The 16,618-nt window shown below is 43.0% G+C and carries 13 protein-coding genes, 7 tRNA genes and 2 rRNA genes; 6 read left to right on the forward strand and 16 right to left on the reverse strand.

Annotated elements, in window-relative coordinates:
- Positions 1 to 3: 3 nt before the first annotated feature.
- The 10 genes from ACP69X_RS15430 to ACP69X_RS15475 form a co-directional block, all read right to left on the reverse strand.
- Positions 4 to 1,431, reverse strand: a complete 1,428-nt coding sequence (locus tag ACP69X_RS15430) for a CdaR family protein (protein WP_041088750.1) — start codon at positions 1,429 to 1,431, stop codon at positions 4 to 6.
- A complete protein-coding gene (gene cdaA / locus ACP69X_RS15435) occupies positions 1,424 to 2,245 on the reverse strand; it encodes a diadenylate cyclase CdaA (protein WP_008344027.1) in 822 nt (273 codons plus the stop codon). The genes ACP69X_RS15430 and cdaA overlap by 8 nt, the downstream gene beginning before the upstream one ends.
- Before the next feature lie 216 nt (positions 2,246 to 2,461).
- Positions 2,462 to 3,088: an anti-sigma-W factor RsiW gene (gene rsiW, locus ACP69X_RS15440; RefSeq protein ID WP_041089295.1), complete on the reverse strand. Its 627-nt coding sequence runs from the start codon at positions 3,086 to 3,088 to the stop codon at positions 2,462 to 2,464.
- Between the two features lie 14 nt (positions 3,089 to 3,102).
- A complete protein-coding gene (sigW, locus tag ACP69X_RS15445; protein ID WP_024424449.1) occupies positions 3,103 to 3,666 on the reverse strand; it encodes an RNA polymerase sigma factor SigW in 564 nt (187 codons plus the stop codon).
- A 183-nt stretch (positions 3,667 to 3,849) separates the two neighbouring features.
- A complete protein-coding gene (rocF, locus tag ACP69X_RS15450) occupies positions 3,850 to 4,761 on the reverse strand; it encodes an arginase (RefSeq protein ID WP_269103899.1) in 912 nt (303 codons plus the stop codon).
- Between the two features lie 135 nt (positions 4,762 to 4,896).
- A tRNA-Gln gene (locus tag ACP69X_RS15455) sits at positions 4,897 to 4,968 on the reverse strand.
- Between the two features lie 4 nt (positions 4,969 to 4,972).
- A tRNA-Tyr gene (locus ACP69X_RS15460) sits at positions 4,973 to 5,057 on the reverse strand.
- 28 nt (positions 5,058 to 5,085) lie between these two features.
- Positions 5,086 to 5,158, reverse strand: a tRNA-Thr gene (locus ACP69X_RS15465).
- Positions 5,159 to 5,161: 3 nt separating this feature from the next.
- Positions 5,162 to 5,237 (reverse strand) — tRNA-Val (locus ACP69X_RS15470).
- Between the two features lie 6 nt (positions 5,238 to 5,243).
- Positions 5,244 to 5,318: transfer RNA gene (locus tag ACP69X_RS15475), tRNA-Glu, on the reverse strand.
- 220 nt (positions 5,319 to 5,538) lie between these two features.
- Between ACP69X_RS15475 and murQ the strand changes: the two genes are divergently transcribed.
- Genes murQ through ACP69X_RS15505 form a run of 6 tightly spaced genes read left to right on the forward strand, consistent with a single transcriptional unit; the run spans position 5,539 to position 13,271 of the window.
- Positions 5,539 to 6,450, forward strand: a complete 912-nt coding sequence (murQ, locus tag ACP69X_RS15480; protein ID WP_041088744.1) for an N-acetylmuramic acid 6-phosphate etherase — start codon at positions 5,539 to 5,541, stop codon at positions 6,448 to 6,450.
- A gap of 14 nt (positions 6,451 to 6,464) precedes the next feature.
- Positions 6,465 to 7,334, forward strand: a complete 870-nt coding sequence (locus tag ACP69X_RS15485) for a MurR/RpiR family transcriptional regulator (RefSeq protein ID WP_338527831.1) — start codon at positions 6,465 to 6,467, stop codon at positions 7,332 to 7,334.
- Positions 7,331 to 8,710, forward strand: a complete 1,380-nt coding sequence (locus tag ACP69X_RS15490; protein ID WP_041088740.1) for a PTS transporter subunit EIIC — start codon at positions 7,331 to 7,333, stop codon at positions 8,708 to 8,710. The genes ACP69X_RS15485 and ACP69X_RS15490 overlap by 4 nt, the downstream gene beginning before the upstream one ends.
- A gap of 13 nt (positions 8,711 to 8,723) precedes the next feature.
- Positions 8,724 to 10,079 (forward strand): penicillin binding protein PBP4B, encoded by a 1,356-nt coding sequence (gene pbp4b / locus ACP69X_RS15495; protein ID WP_269103901.1) that lies wholly within the window; start codon positions 8,724 to 8,726, stop codon positions 10,077 to 10,079.
- 13 nt (positions 10,080 to 10,092) lie between these two features.
- The gene (locus ACP69X_RS15500; protein WP_075612268.1) at positions 10,093 to 12,012 is read left to right on the forward strand and encodes a glycoside hydrolase family 3 protein; all 1,920 of its coding nucleotides are present in this window, start codon (positions 10,093 to 10,095) and stop codon (positions 12,010 to 12,012) included.
- A gap of 50 nt (positions 12,013 to 12,062) precedes the next feature.
- Complete coding sequence (locus tag ACP69X_RS15505) at positions 12,063 to 13,271, forward strand: exo-beta-N-acetylmuramidase NamZ family protein (protein ID WP_370333644.1); 1,209 nt, start codon at positions 12,063 to 12,065, stop codon at positions 13,269 to 13,271.
- A 43-nt stretch (positions 13,272 to 13,314) separates the two neighbouring features.
- Here the strand turns inward: ACP69X_RS15505 and ACP69X_RS15510 are convergent, their stop codons facing one another.
- The 6 genes from ACP69X_RS15510 to ACP69X_RS15535 all read right to left on the reverse strand — a co-directional run.
- The gene (locus tag ACP69X_RS15510; RefSeq protein ID WP_041088732.1) at positions 13,315 to 14,280 is read right to left on the reverse strand and encodes a bile acid:sodium symporter family protein; all 966 of its coding nucleotides are present in this window, start codon (positions 14,278 to 14,280) and stop codon (positions 13,315 to 13,317) included.
- Positions 14,281 to 14,341: 61 nt separating this feature from the next.
- Entirely contained in the window at positions 14,342 to 15,781 is a 1,440-nt protein-coding gene (locus ACP69X_RS15515; RefSeq protein WP_041088730.1) for a SulP family inorganic anion transporter, read from the reverse strand.
- A gap of 355 nt (positions 15,782 to 16,136) precedes the next feature.
- A tRNA-Thr gene (locus tag ACP69X_RS15520) sits at positions 16,137 to 16,209 on the reverse strand.
- Position 16,210: 1 nt separating this feature from the next.
- Positions 16,211 to 16,285, reverse strand: a tRNA-Asn gene (locus tag ACP69X_RS15525).
- Positions 16,286 to 16,327: 42 nt separating this feature from the next.
- A 5S ribosomal RNA gene (gene rrf / locus ACP69X_RS15530) occupies positions 16,328 to 16,443 on the reverse strand.
- 61 nt (positions 16,444 to 16,504) lie between these two features.
- Positions 16,505 to 16,618: ribosomal RNA gene (locus ACP69X_RS15535) — 23S ribosomal RNA — on the reverse strand; the annotation flags it as partial.

Raw genomic sequence — 16,618 nt, forward strand, 5'->3', positions numbered from 1 at the left:
CATTCAAGAGGACGCTTCGTCCTCTTTTTTATCTTCTTTGACCGGCTGTCTTTGACTTGATTCTTTCTTTGCTTTATCTTGTGTGGATTCTTCTTTACTCTTCTCACTCTGATCATCATCATCAGTTGATGGATCTTTTTGATCTTTTTGATCCTTTCGATCATTCGTCGACGCCGGCTGATCCTCTGTATCAGTAGAAGTGAGTTTCACTTTGACCTTTGATCTTGATAAAGTCCATGTCACATTTTGAGGACCGTTCACTTGAACTTTGACCTCATGGGTTCCTTCGTTCAAGTCCCCTGCATTGATATAGGCTTCAACATCTGAAGCCTTTAGTTTATCAATCGCACTCTTCGACCCCTTTGCTGTTAACGTGATTCGTCCAGAAGATGGGCTCACAAAATCAGATGTGAGATCCTTGCTCAAACCCACGACAGAAATCGGTACATTATCGATCTTTTTTTCTTCAGCTGTTGCAACCTTCACTTTGATCTTAACGGTTTCGGGTGATACCTTTTTCACACCATCTGGCAGGGGAATATCGGCATCAATCTCCGTATCATCTTTGATCTTGCTTAGGTCCAGCTTGACGCCATCAATAAAATCAAGTGCATCCAGCACCTTTTGAGAGCCGTACACTGTGACCTCACTCGGGCTTGTCTCAATGCTTGAGATGCTGATCCCTTCTGGCAAGCTGCCCGTCCGCTCAAGTTTAAACGGAACCTTTTTGCTCGGACTCGAGATTGGGACCGTAATATCCACCACGGACGGACTTACTTCGACTGGCAGCTCATTCCCGCTGCTATCATACACAGTGAGCTTCGCTTCTTTTTCAATTTGCTGATCGACATCCTCTAAGTTCACAAAAGCTTTAATGACAGAAATTTTGTCGATGACGTCCTTTGATCCAGTGACTGTGACCTTTTTCGGATTCACAATGGGCTGTTCAGGAGAATAGCCGTCTTTGATTTTATTTTGATTATAAAATTCGGTTTCAACAGGAAATTCTGCTGTCGTTTTTTCTTGTATCGTCACAGTCGTCACAGATGGATTAATCGATAGTGTGAGTCCCTTTGATACATCTCTTGCCTTCAGCTCCACTTTATGTGTACCTGTCGATAAGTTCTGCATATCTGCGTAAATTTCAAAATTCTTTGTTTGTCTTGCTGTTTTCACAGCACTTGTCGATCCTTTAATCGTGACATTGACTGTCTGCGGCACACCAGTGACGACGTACTTCTCGTCATCATAATACGCTTTAACAGGAATGTCGGTTAAAGTTGCTTCATCTGTCGTCGATGTTGGGAAAAAGGATTCACCGATTTTTTTCGGCGTGGGCGCTTGCGCTGAATTGACTGCACCATACAGCAATAAAGCGAAGACCAATGCAAGAAGCTTAACGGCCCAGCGATTATTCAAAATCTTATCCATTTTTCTTGCCCCTCCAATACCATTTGGTCGAGGAAGCATCTTTGCTGTTCTTACTAAATTCAGCAATCAGCATTTCTTCAAGCGCTTCTTCTGTCAATTCTCGGTGGAGATCACCATTTCTTGCGACAGAAATGCCGCCAGTTTCCTCAGAAACGATGACAGTTAAGCTGTCTGTCACTTCACTTATTCCAACTGCCGCCCTATGACGCGTCCCAAGCTCCTTAGAGATAAAAGGGCTCTCTGACAGCGGTAAATAGCAAGCTGCAGCTGCAATCTCATCCCGCTTCATAATAACAGCACCGTCATGAAGTGGTGTATTCGGAATGAAAATATTAATGAGCAGCTCTGAACTCACCTTTGCATTCAAAGGAATTCCTGTCTCTATGTAATCATTCATTCCGGTATCGCGCTCAATTGTCAGCAGCGCGCCGATTCTGCGTTTCGCCATATAGTTAATTGCTTTTGTAATTGCCTCGATCGTTTTCTGCTGCTGTTCCTCTACAGGTGTCCCGCTTCTTGAGAAGAAACGGCCGCGCCCAAGCTGCTCAAGCGCTCTCCTTAGCTCTGGCTGAAAAATAATAATGATCGCAAGGAATCCCCACGTAATCGCTTGATCCATCAGCCATTGAAGTGTGTTAAGACCGAGATACGCACTTCCCATCCTGACGAGAACAATGACCACAATTCCCTTTAAAAGCTGAACCGCTTTTGTTCCGCGGATGACCATCATTAATTTATATATCACATACCAAACAACGAGAATATCAACAGCATTACCGAGGTACTGCAAAAAAGGAATATCCCCTAAAGCCATTTCCTCGTCCTCCAGAATTTTCAGTTATTCTTCGTTTGATGCATTTTTTAATATAAAAAGAGCCTATGTATCAATACATAGCGTGGCTATTATACCACATTTTGTTTCAGCAAGGAAAATAGTTGCCATATCTGGCTGACTTGCTAGTATGCGTGAATCCCACCAATGTATAGAAAAAGAGCAGCCCCCTTAGAGACTGCTCTTAAGCCGATTGAGTTACTTTTGCTCCTCTGGCCCAATGACCCGCATTACATTTTGTGCTGTTGATTTCATTTTGTACCAGATCCAATCAAACACTTCATTAATTTCATTAATTTGACCAGTGACTTGTCCGGCAGAAGCAGTCAACTGTTCCCCATTGACGACGGTGACATTTCCATCAACCTTGCCTTCTACAATCAGCTTGCCATTTTTGACAGTGACATCACCTTTTACGGTTTCCCCTTTAGGTACGGTCACTGTATCATTTTCAACGACGAGATTCGGCTGCTTTGACACACTGAAATTATGATCGGTATTCCAGCTCGTAAACAGACTGCCTCCCATTAAAATGAGAAAGAGAGCAGCGGCTACCATCAGCGGGTGAGCTTTGATCCATCTTTGAACCGACACACGCTTTTTCTCCTTTGGAAGACCTGCCATCACCTTTGCAGTGAAATCAGATGGTGCTTCTATATGAGATGTACTCTGCACTAGCGCGATGGATTTCTCAATTTGTTGAAAATGAGTACGGCACTCCTCACACGATTGCAGATGGCTTTTTAATTCTTTTTCGTCTTGGGACTCAATGTCCCCGTCTAAATACTGATGCATAAGCTGGACGATTCTATCCTGACAGCTCATCAAAATCACCTCACTCAAAGGTCTCTCAACTGTTTCCGGAGAGCCTCTCTACCCCTGTGTATTCTCGTTTTCACCGTACCAACTGGTATATTCAGAATCTCACTAATTTCTTTTAATGAGAGTTCATCAATATACTTTAATACGATGACCGAACGATATTTGTCGGGTAATCTTAGAATTTTTTGCTGAATGGTACTCGATAACTCAAGAGACACCACCTCATCCTCTGGCAAAATGCCATCAGCAGCAATTTGAGAATACATATTTAATCCTTCTGTTCCTGCCACCTCTGCATCTAAATAATAATCCGGCTTTTTTTTGCGAATACGGTCGATGGTCAGGTTGGTTGCAATGCGGTACAGCCACGTGGAAAACTTACGATTCACATCAAAGCTTTCGATATTCACATAGGCACGAATAAACGCCTCCTGCGCAATATCCTCCGCTTCATGTGCATTCCCAAGCATACGGTAGCACAGCTGATAAATTTTGTCTTTATACAGGTCTACGATGTCTGCAAATGCGTTCTGGTCGCCTTTTTTCACTTGCTTAATTCTCTTTTTAATCATTGTGTCCATAGTATATTCAACCTCTGCCTTCACCGGTCTTTATGTATACGAACCTCTTTCCAAAAGGTTTCATTCTCCTCTAAAAAATAGTGTAACAAATTTTTGACAGTGTGTTACGCTTATCAACCGGTAAAAACCTTAATATATCCTTAAATTTTCCCAAAACAAAAAAGAACGGGAACAAGTCCCGCTCTACAATAGCTTTTCACCCATTAACGAACCAATTAACGCAACAGCCGCTTCTGCTGTTTTGTTTTTCTCATCTAAAACCGGATTTACTTCAACAAATTCAGCAGACGTTAAAATACCCGCCTCCTCTAAAAGCTCCATTGCAAGATGACTCTCCCGGTAACTAATGCCGCCTGCTACCGGAGTGCCTACACCAGGGCACTCCGCTGGGTCTAGCCCATCTAAATCAAGCGACAGATGGACACCATCTGTTCTTTCCTTTAAATACGCAATGGCATCCTCCATCACCCTTGTCATCCCTAAACGATCAATTTCATGCATCGTATACACTTTAATGCCTTTCTCTCGAATCAATGCCCTCTCTCCTTCATCTAAAGATCGAGCACCAATTATAACGACATTTTCAGGCTTCAATTTAGGAGAATAACCGCCAATGTTTGTTAAATCATCATGCCCAAGACCGAGACTGACAGCAAGCGGCATGCCGTGAATATTCCCCGAAGGAGACGTTTCCTCCGTATTCAAATCCCCGTGTGCATCATACCAAATGACACCTAAGTTTTTATAATGCTTGGATACCCCAGCAAGAGTGCCAATCGCAATGCTGTGATCACCGCCTAAAATGAGCGGAAACGAACCTGATTGGACAATACTGTCAACCTTCTCAGCAAGCAGCTGATTCGCACCAGCATTCTCCGTCAAATTTTTTAGCTTTTCACTTGTATATAAACCTTTTTCGTCATCTCTTTGTTCAACTGGAATATCTCCGAGATCCTCCACATCAAATGAGAGCGTTTCCATTTTTTCTTTTACGCCTGCACAACGAATCGCACTCGGTCCCATATCGACGCCCCTTCTCGTTTGACCCAAGTCCATCGGAACTCCAACAATTGTGACCTTCTTTTGCTCTCCCATATGTACATCCCCTTTCCGTTCATGCTTATATTTTACTTTCTTGAGGTCTTCTGACTCAACTCAACAACATTTTGAATAGTTATACAGTCTCTCTGCCAACATAAAAAAGACACCTTTTTCAAAAAGGTGTCTTAACTGGGCTAGCTGGATTCGAACCAACGCATGACGGAGTCAAAGTCCGTTGCCTTACCGCTTGGCTATAGCCCAAAAATGGTGGAGGGGGGCGGATTCGAACCGCCGAACCCGGAGGGAGCGGATTTACAGTCCGCCGCGTTTAGCCACTTCGCTACCCCTCCACATATGGAATTGATAAAGATAAAACAGTGCCGGCAAGAGGACTTGAACCCCCAACCTACTGATTACAAGTCAGTTGCTCTACCAGTTGAGCTACACCGGCATATGGTGGAGGATGACGGGCTCGAACCGCCGACCCTCTGCTTGTAAGGCAGATGCTCTCCCAGCTGAGCTAATCCTCCACATCATGGTGACCCGTACGGGATTCGAACCCGTGTTACCGCCGTGAAAGGGCGGTGTCTTAACCGCTTGACCAACGGGCCAGTTTGTCAAGTTTGTTGTTTCCGTGAAGCTGACAAAAGTTATTATATACAGGTTGTCCCCCTTTTGTAAAGGGGATTTTTATTTTTTTTATTTTCTAACTATTTATCCTCTATTTATTCAACATTTCAACTGAAATATAATTTCAATATTCAAATATAATATTGAAATTTCGTACCATACTCAATATACTGAAAATGAAGAAATAAGGAGGTATGTCACATGCAGCCATCTCAACTGCGTTCTTTGACAACAGAATCAAGAAACCCCAACACAATGGGAATTTCTCAAGCAGATCCGCTTGAAATACTCCAGATGATTAATGAAGAAGATATGAAGGTCGCTCAAGCAGTCAACCTTGTACTTCCCCATGTCAAAACAGCAAGTGACTTTGCTTATGAATCCATCTCAAATGGAGGCAGACTCGTTTATTTAGGCGCCGGAACAAGCGGCAGAATTGGCGTAATGGATGCTGTCGAATGTCCCCCAACCTATAGCGTCTCACCTGATATCATTGTAGGCATCATGGCAGGCGGAGACTCAGCTTTTTCTCAAGCTGCCGAAGATGTGGAAGACAGTGAAGAAGCCGGCAAACAGGATTTAGTACACATCAACCTGACATCAAAAGATACAGTCGTCGGAATTGCTGCAAGCGGCAGGACACCTTATATCATCGGCGCTTTAAACTATGCAAAGTCAATAGGAGCTAAAACAGTAGCCCTGAGCTGCAATGAACAAGCAGAAATTAGCGAGCTTGCAGATTGCGCCATTGAGGTCATTGTAGGACCAGAAGCCATCACTGGGTCAACAAGAATGAAAGCGGCATCCGCTCATAAAATGATTTTAAATATGCTTTCCACCTCAGTCATGATCAGACAAGGCAAAGTATATGAAAACCTGATGGTTGATGTAAAAGTCAGCAATCATAAATTAAAAGAACGCGCCATCACCATCATTCAACATGTGACAAACGCTTCCTACGAGCAAGCCGTAAAGACTCTTGAAGCGGCAGACTTAGAAGTCAAAACTGCCATCGTCATGCTCCAAACAAACACAGACAAGAAAACAGCCAAAGATTTACTGAGCAAAACGAATGGCCACATCGACAAAGCGATCTCACGTTATCAATCCTAAAGGAGGCAGAGCTCATGTCAGCAGGCGGACTTACCCTACTACACACAATCAAATCAAAGCTTCCCCAATCTGAAAAAATCATTGCAGACTATATCCTTGCCCATCCTGACAAAGTCATTAAAAGCACAGTACACGAAATCAGTCAGGCAGCTGGCGCAAGCAGCTCTGCAGTCATCCGCCTTTGTAAATCTCTCGGGCTGGATGGCTATCAAGATTTAAAAATGCGGATCGCTGGAGACTTGATGCATGACGATAAACAAGGCTACAGAGATATCGAACAAGATGAACCGCTTCAATCCATTATTCAAAAAACAGCAGGAAACTCGATTCAATCGATTAAGGACACCGCTTCTATTTTAAATGCAGATGCTTTAGAAAAGGCTGTTCAATTACTGCTGCATGCAAACCAAATTCATTTTATCGGTGTTGGTGCATCTGGCATCGTCGCAGCTGATGCCCAGCAGAAATTTCTCAGAATTAACTATTCAGCGACAGCCTTCACTGACATGCACATCGCATCCACGGTCATCGCAAATGCGGGAGAGAATGACATTGTGTTTGGTATCTCCTTTTCAGGAGAAACGTTAGACATCATTCAAGCCCTTCAGCTCGCAAAAGACAACCAAGTGAAAACCATTGCTTTAACACATCCAGGTCATACAAGCGTTTCTGCTTTATGTGATGTTCACCTATCGACGTCTGGTTCCAATGAAGCACCTTTTCGCAGTGCTGCCACTTCCTCTAGAATGGCACAGCTCTACTTAATAGATGTCTTGTTCCTCAGTTTAGCTTCGCGTCAATATGAAGAGACAGCGCAATATATCGACAAGACAAGGCATGCCATCCACTCCATGAAACGAAAAACAAAGGGGGATTCAACATGAGTCATCAAAAGAAATATCAGCAGTTGGCGAAAGACATTCTTTCACTCTGTGGTGGTTCTGAAAATATCTCTTCCCATACACATTGTATGACACGTCTTCGAATTACACCGATCGATAATGAAAAAGTTCACATCACAGCAATCAAAGAACTCGATGGCGTCATTGGCGTCGTCGAAGCAGAAACGCTTCAAATCATTTTAGGCACTGGTGTTGTCAACCAAGTATCAAGTGCGTTTGAACAGCTTCTAAATGCGTCTGGCTCTTATGATTTAAACAACGAAGCACAAAAAAACAAGCAAGCCATTTCACAAAAAAACCGCACACCGTTCAAGCTGTTCTTAAGGCGGATTGCCAGCATTTTTATTCCAATCATTCCGGCACTTGTTGCTTCAGGTCTTATTACTGGAATAACAAAAGCGATCGTGCAAGCAGGCTGGCTTGACGAAAAATCTCAAGCCGCAGTTATTTTAACAGTTATAGGTTCTGGCCTTTTCGCTTATCTCGGGATATTAGTTGGAACAAATGCCGCAAAGGAATTTGGAGGCTCCCCTGCATTAGGCGCATTAGCTGGTATTCTCATTATTAACCCAGCCTCCGCAGACATTATGTTATTTGGCACAAATATTCTACCAGGCAGAGGCGGACTCATCGGTGTTCTTCTAGCCGCCATCTTTATGGCACTTGTAGAAACCAGAATTAGACGCTTCGTCCCTCAATCTCTTGATATCATCATCACACCAACCATCACACTACTCATTACAGGCATTTTCACGTATGTTGTCTTCATGCCAGTCGGCGGATTTATATCTGATGCCATCACCTCAGGACTGACTTACCTATTAAATATGGGCGGAATTTTCGCAGGATTTGTTCTTGGTGCGACCTTCCTTCCACTTGTTGTAACAGGACTTCACCAAGGGCTGACACCGATTCATATGGAACTCATCAATTCAATTGGAGATGACCCGCTTCTGCCAATTCTCGCTATGGGCGGTGCAGGACAGGTAGGCGCTGCATTCGCCATTTATATGAAAACAAAAAAGAAAAAGCTCAAAAGAGCCATTGCAGGTGGACTTCCTTCAGGGATGCTAGGCATTGGTGAACCACTCATTTTTGGTGTCACACTCCCGCTGGGACGACCATTTCTCACCGCTTGTCTTGGTGCCGGAATCGGCGGCGCATTTCAAGCCTACTTCCAAATCGCGACGAAAGCCATCGGTGTATCCGGTCTTCCATTAACCTTTATTGTTCACACACATCAAATGCTTCTTTACTTAATTGGACTATTTATCGCATATGTTGCTGGATTTTTCTTCACATACTTATTTGGATTTCATGATGATATGGCAGTTGAATTCGAGGATCACAATCAATAAGGAGGTCTAGACCTTGAAGAAATGTTTTCTCTTGATCACATGTCTGCTCATTCTCCTTGGGTTACCAGTACAAACATTTGCAACTAGCTCCAATCCTGTATCGTCTTTGTCTAAAACAGCACCTGAAGAATATCCCGTCTTAAAAAAAGCAAAACGACCGGAACAAGTAGGTTTTTCTTCCAGGCAGCTGAGGAAGGTTGATCAAATGATTCAAAATGACATCAAAGCAGGATTTCCAGGAGCCGCTCTCATCATTATCAAGGACGGAAAGATCGTCCATCAAAAAGCCTATGGCTACCGGCAAAAATACGATGGTACAACAGAGCTCAAATCATATAAAAAAATGAAAAAGGATACACTATTCGATTTGGCATCCAATACAAAAATGTATGCGACCAACTATGCCCTGCAAAAGCTTGTCTACGAGCAAAAACTTGATGTCAACGAAAAAATACAGAATATCCTTCCAGATTTTCAGGATGAAACTGATGCAAAGGTAACTGGTAAAGACCAGCTTCGGATAAAGGATCTTCTCACCCATTCTGCCGGTCTCCCTTCCAGTGTCTTATTTTATAGCAAACAATCAGCTGGCTCTTTTTATTCTCAAGACAGAAAAACAACAATGAAATGGCTGCCAAAGGTACCACTGCAATACAAGCCAGGTACCCAGCACATTTATAGTGATATTGATTACATGCTGCTAGGCATGATCATCGAGAAGAAAACAGGCATGCCTCTTGATCAATATGTCGAGTCAACAATTTATCGGCCGTTAGGTCTCAAACACACAATGTTCAATCCGCTGCAAAAAGGCTTCAAGCCGAAGCATTTTGCAGCGACCGAACGTTTAGGCAATTCGCGGGATGGTGTCATCAATTTTGAAAACATCCGCCGGTACACCCTGCTAGGTGAAGTACACGACGAGAAAGCATATTACTCAATGGCAGGTATCTCCGGCCACGCTGGACTTTTCTCGAATACCTCAGATATGGCCGTGCTGCTTCAGCTCATGCTTAACAAAGGTGGCTATGGAAAAACAACCATCTTTGATCAAGCTTCTATCGATCTCTTTACAGCCTCATCTGATACAAACCCAACCTACGGGCTAGGCTGGCGAAAAAACGGTCATACTGACATGGAATGGATGTTTGGAAAATATGCAAGTAACGAAGCCTATGGACATACTGGCTGGACCGGCACAATGACGTTGATTGATCCTAAACACAATTTAGGTGTCGTCTTGCTGACGAATAAGAAACATTCACCCGTTGTTTCACCAGAAACCAATCCTAATCAATTTGAAGGTGACCTGTTCCCAACTGGTACTTATGGAAGCATCATGACCGCAATCTACGAATCTTTTAAGTAAAAGGAGGAATTCGATGTTGAAAGCTCTCTTCCCCGCTGCACTAGTTTTAGCCCTGCTAACCTCTTCCATTCCAACGGAAAAGGTTAGCTCTGCCTCTCTGCCAACCGCTAAACAAATGGTTCAAGACATGTCACTGGATGAAAAGATAGGTCAAATGCTCATGCCGGACTTTCGCAATTGGCAAACAAAAGATGAATCCGCACCTACAGGCTTCACAAAGATGAATAACGAAGTAACTCACCTTGTAAAAAAATATCATCTAGGTGGTGTCATCTTATTTGCGGAGAATGTCGTTGATACAGAACAAACCGTGAAACTCACCCACGAATTTCAAAAAGCATCACCAAACATTCCTTTACTCATTTCCATTGATCAAGAAGGCGGAATCGTCACAAGGTTACAAAAGGGAACACATTTCCCAGGAAATATGTCGATTGGTGCCTCTAGAAGCAAAAAAAATGCCTATGACACAGGAAAAATCATCGGAAAAGAATTAAACGCCTTAGGCATCAATACAAACTTCTCTCCTGTGCTTGATGTGAATAATAACCCAAACAACCCCGTCATTGGTGTCCGTTCCTTTAGCTCTGATCCTGCTCTTGTCACTAGGCTTGGCCTTGAAACCATGAAAGGACTTCAAAAGGAAAAGACCATTTCCACACTAAAACATTTCCCGGGACATGGTGATACAGCCGTCGATAGCCACTACGGCTTGCCGCTCGTAGAGCATGACCTAGATCGTTTAAAAAAGGTTGAGCTGTATCCATTTCAACAAGCGATCAACGCTGGTGCGGATATGGTGATGACCGCTCATGTTCAATTTCCTGCCATTGATGACACAACGTATCAAAGCAAAAAAGATGGCGAGGACATCATGGTTCCAGCAACCTTATCAAAAAAAGTCATCACACACTTATTAAAAGAAGAGATGGGCTTTCACGGCGTTGTTGTGACAGACGCTCTAAACATGAAAGCGATTGCGGATAATTTCGGACAGGAAGAAGCCGTTGTGATGGCCATTAAGGCAGGCGTCGACATCGCTCTCATGCCAGCACCAGTTACCTCATTAAAAACAGAGAAAAACCTAGAGAATGTATTTAATGCGGTCAAACAAGCGATTTTAAAGAAAGAAATTCCGATGTCGCAGATCAACGAATCCGTCGAAAAAATTCTTCAATTGAAAATCAAACGCGGCATTATTTCCTCCAAAAAACCAATCAGTCTTGAGAAAAAAATCAAAAAAGCCATTCAAGTCGTTGGGAAAAAAACGCACCGTCAAGCAGAACAAAAAATGGCACGTGAAGGAATCACCCTGCTTAAAAACAATAAAAAGACCTTACCTTTCAAGCCTAAAAAGAATGACAAAATCGTGGTCATGGCACCTTACGAAGATCAGACAAAAGCAATGTCTGTCACAGTCGAATCTCTCATAAAACAAAAAAAGATCAAGCCTGTACGCATCCAGTCATATGCTTTTGCGGATAAAACGTTCACCAAAGACTCGGCCAAACTAATTCAAGAAGCTGACTATGTCATCACTGGCTCTTACGTTGTCCAAAATGACCCAGCTGTAAATGATGGCGTAATTGATGACAATGTCCAGGACCCAAAAAAATGGGCAACTGCCTTCCCTCGTGCTGTTATGAAAGAAGCAGCAGCACAAAACAAAAAAATGGTCATCATGAGTCTTAGAAACCCTTATGATGCAGCAAATTTTGAAGAAGCTGATGCCTTACTAGCTGTGTACGGTTTTAAAGGCTACTCAAACGGACAATTCAATCAGCCAAATATTCCTGCTGGGCTAGAAGTGATATTTGGAGCTGCATCACCTAAAGGGAAACTGCCAGTTGATATCCCGTCTGTCACTCATCCAAATCAGACCCTTTACCCATTCGGCTATGGACTCAATTTGAAAGGGAAACAGATCAAATAGGAGGGATTTTCTTGAAGAAAACAGCAAGCTTCATACTCGCAAGCATTCTCATGATGAGCACATTGACCGCAGCCTCTCCCGCAGATCAAGAACGAACAGACACAAAAGGAAAAAAATCAGCAGTCAAAACAGGGATCGAAACACTACTCTCAAGCAATCTTTCATGGCTAAAAGGGAAAAGGGTTGGCCTCATTACCAACCCGACTGGCATTGATGCAAATATGAAGAGCAGTGTCGATCTCCTATTTGAACATCCAAATATCAAGCTCACTGCTTTATATGGACCTGAACACGGCGTGCGTGGCGATGCACAAGCAGGAGAAGGCGTCGAATCCTATACCGATGAAAAAACAGGTCTTCCTGTTTATTCTCTTTATGGAAAAACAAGAAAACCAACTCCTGAAATGCTGAAAAATGTAGATGTCCTGCTGTTTGATATTCAAGACGTTGGTACTCGTTATTACACCTATATTTACACAATGGCCTATGCGATGGAAGCCGCTAAAGAAAACAACATTCCATTTGTTGTCCTAGACCGCCCAAATCCCATTGGCGGACTAAAAGTAGAAGGACCTGTTTTAGAGCCTGAACACGCCTCATTTGTAGGACTCTATCCAATCCCACTAAGACATGGAATGACTACTGGTGAGCTTGCAAAACTGTTTAACAAAGAGTTTCATATCAATGCTGATGTAACAGTCATCAAAATGAAAAATTGGAAGCGGTCCATGACATTTGATGACACGAAGCTGCCGTTCGTCCTTCCTTCCCCTAACATGCCAACAGTGGATAGTACCTTTGTATATCCTGCCACAGGATTAATTGAAGGCACAAATGTCTCTGAAGGCAGAGGAACGACAAAACCATTCGAGCTCATTGGTGCACCATATATCAATAGCAGCGAGCTGGCAGATCATTTAAATCAGCTAAAACTAAAAGGCGTTCAATTTAGACCTGTGTCATTCACCCCCACATTTTCTAAACATGCCGGTACATTATCTCACGGTGTGCAGTTATACGTCACAGACCGCTCATCTTTCGAAGCGGTGAAAACAGGGTTATCCATCATCAAAGCAATACATGATTTATATCCTAACGACTTTCAGTTCCTTCAAACAGGCAGCTTTGACAAACTCATCGGGAATGGCTGGATGAAAGAGGAAATCAAAAAAGGAACTTCCGTCAAACACATCATGAAACGCTATCATCAAGACCTCAAAACATTTGAAAAGAAGCGAAAAAAATATCTCATCTATTAAATCACATAAAGAACCTCCATCTATCAAAGGATGGAGGTTTTTTTCATGAGAAAGATTTGGGCACAGCAGGTGCTTTCAGCTCAAAACGATTGAGTAAGAAGCCAAACAAGGCAGCAAGCACTTGCTGAAACAGCATGCCAATCACCACAGGAACAGCGACAGCAGGAGGGAAAAAGCTAATGGCAAGAACAGCCCCCGCACTAATGTTTCTCATACCACCCGTATACACGATGGCCACAATCTCTCCTTGAGTACATTTCATCGCCTTTCCAATCAACCATGCAAACGCATATCCGCTCATTGCAATGAGAAACACAGTTGCTGCTTTGCTAAAAAATACGGCATCCAGTTCACGCAAGTATGGCGCAACAACAGAACTGTTAATCGACACCACTACAAACAAGCCTATTTTTGAAAAAGGTGACAGTGTCTGACTGATCATTTTTGTCACAGCAGGCTTTGCATAGTGACGAACAAGCATCCCTAAAATAGATGGAAGCACCACCATCCCAAACAGCCCTTTCATGATCGCCACCATGTCCATATGAACCTGTGTACCGGCCAAAAGTGACAAACTGGCTGGCACAATCAATGGCGAAAGCAATGTATCAATTAAAATAATGGATAACGTTAACCCAACATTCCCTTTATACATTGCCGCCCATATTAAACTAGAAACTCCTGTGGGAATCACCATTGCAAGTGTCAAACCGGTGATCGTCATGGCATCACCCGCAAATATGAGATGTCCCGCTGACCAAGCATAAAGAGGCATCAACACGTGCAAAATCATAAACGATAAAATCAAAGGCAATGGGTGCATCACCGTATGCTTTAAAGCCGAAAAAGTAGAAGACAAACTCCCTGCAAAGGTCATAACAGCAAATACCCATGGCACTATAAACGTAAAATCCTTTAAGTAGGCCGCCAATAAAACACCGAGTAACACACTAAAAGGTGTAATGAGCGGCATCAACCGGCCGAGCACTTGATTGAAACGCACAAGCATGCCGGCCACCTCCATCCTTCACTTTCTTACCTTTTTTATTGTAACAGACAGAAAGGCCTTTTTAAGAACCATTCACCTGTTTGACAAGCTTTCGACTTGATGTATCCATTCCAACTACATCCACCTGAACGCCATTTGCTTGATACCTCTCCTTTATACGTTCTATCGCTGTTACGCCTGATTCATCCCATATTCGTGCTTCAGACAAATCAATCACGACTGATTGGAGATCTTTGCCCTGATGGAAAGCTTGGATCAAGTCAGTGACAGAAGCAAAGAAAATTTGCCCTTTAACTCGATATACCCAAGTACCTGCCTGGCTTTCTTTAGAAGTAATGTGGAGCTTCGATATCTTAGCGACAAAGAATACCGCACTAAGCAGTACACCTGCAAAAACACCTTTTGATAAATCATGAGTCAACACCACCGTCACGACCGTGACAACCATCACAATAGAATCTGTTTTCGGATTCTTTTTTAGCTGCTGAAAGGAACTCCAATCAAATGTGCCAATGGAAACCATGAACATCACAGCCACTAGAGCGGCCATCGGAATTTGAACCACGACATCACCTAGTACAAAAATCAGCACCATTAAAAAAGCACCCGCTACAAAGGTAGAAAGCCGGCCTCGTCCTCCTGCCTTCGTATTAATCACAGATTGGCCAATCATCGCACAGCCAGCCATACCACCAAAGAATCCCGCAACCACATTGGCAATCCCTTGTCCTCTCGCTTCCTTGTTCTTATTACTAGACGTCTCTGTCATATCATCGACAATCTGTGCGGTTAAAAGAGACTCAAGTAAACCAACCATCGCAAGTGCTAAAGAGTAAGGAAAAATAATAGCAACTGTTTCCCAGCTAAACGGAACCTGAGGAATCAGAAAAACAGGCAAAGAACTTGGAAGCTCTCCCATATCTCCAACAGTTCTAACATCAATATGTCCAAATACAGCAATTATCGTCATGACAATAATGGCTATGAGTGGGGAAGGTATTACCTTTATCACCATAGGTAATAAATAAATGATCAGCAAGGCACCACCTGTCATCATATACATGGACATTGATTCCCCAACGAAATGTGGAAGCTGAGCCATGAAAATCATAATAGCCAACGCATTGACAAAACCAACCATCACGGACCTCGGAATAAATTTCATCAAACGAGACACTCGACACAATCCAAACACAATTTGAATCAATCCTGTCAATATCGTAGCTGCAAACAAATATTGCAACCCATGATCAGCGACCAAGTTAACCATGACGAGAGCCATAGCCCCTGTTGCAGCCGAAATCATGCCTGGGCGGCCACCAACAAACGAAATCACAATCGCAATACAAAACGATGCATACAACCCGACCTTCGGATCAACGCCCGCAATAATCGAAAACGCAATTGCCTCAGGAATTAAAGCCAGTGCGACTAATATACCCGCAAGCACATCCTGACGTACATGTCCAAACCATTCTTGCTTTACAAATAAATCTTTCAAACCATCTACTCCTTTTTATATACATACCGTACATGAAAAAAGAAGAACAACTATACCTGGAGATAAAGAAAGGAAAAACAAACGATACTTCACTTTCGGGGGAAAAGAGGAACGTACAGAGTCTTTTGATATAGAGGATATCACTTTAGTAAGAATAAAAGAAAGAGACTGAAGAATCAAGAACAAAAAGAAGGAAATAAGTAAAAAAACGATGCAATACTTCTGCACAAGCCGTTTTATTCGCTTTCCTAATGTCATCAGTCTACTGATCATCAAGCAATTCAATATATATGTAAACAAACAAAAAAAGCCTTCTCATCATCGAGAAACCTTGTCAGATCAACATATAGAGGAAAGCTTCCAAGCGGGCTCGAACCGCTGACCTCTTCCTTACCATGGAAGTGCTCTACCTACTGAGCTATGGAAGCATGGCTCCGCAGGTAGGACTCGAACCTACGACCGATCGGTTAACAGCCGATAGCTCTACCACTGAGCTACTGCGGAATGATAAAGTAACTTCTTCCATTGGAAGGATATAAACAAAAAGCTTGGCGGCGTCCTACTCTCACAGGGGGAAACCCCCAACTACCATCGGCGCTGAAGAGCTTAACTTCCGTGTTCGGTATGGGAACGGGTGTGACCTCTTCGCTATCGCCACCAAACCTGATGGAGAGAATGTTCTCTCAAAACTAGATAACAATGTTCATGCTTCACATTAGAATATAGGTTAAGTCCTCGATCTATTAGTATCTGTCAGCTCCACGTGTCACCACGCTTCCACCTCAGACCTATCAACCTGATCATCTTTCAGGGATCTTACTTCCTTGCGGAATGGGA

Origin of the sequence: Bacillus sp. DC4300-2b2, from assembly GCF_049895685.1 — a bacterium.
In the GTDB taxonomy this organism is placed as follows: domain Bacteria; phylum Bacillota; class Bacilli; order Bacillales; family Bacillaceae; genus Bacillus; species Bacillus safensis.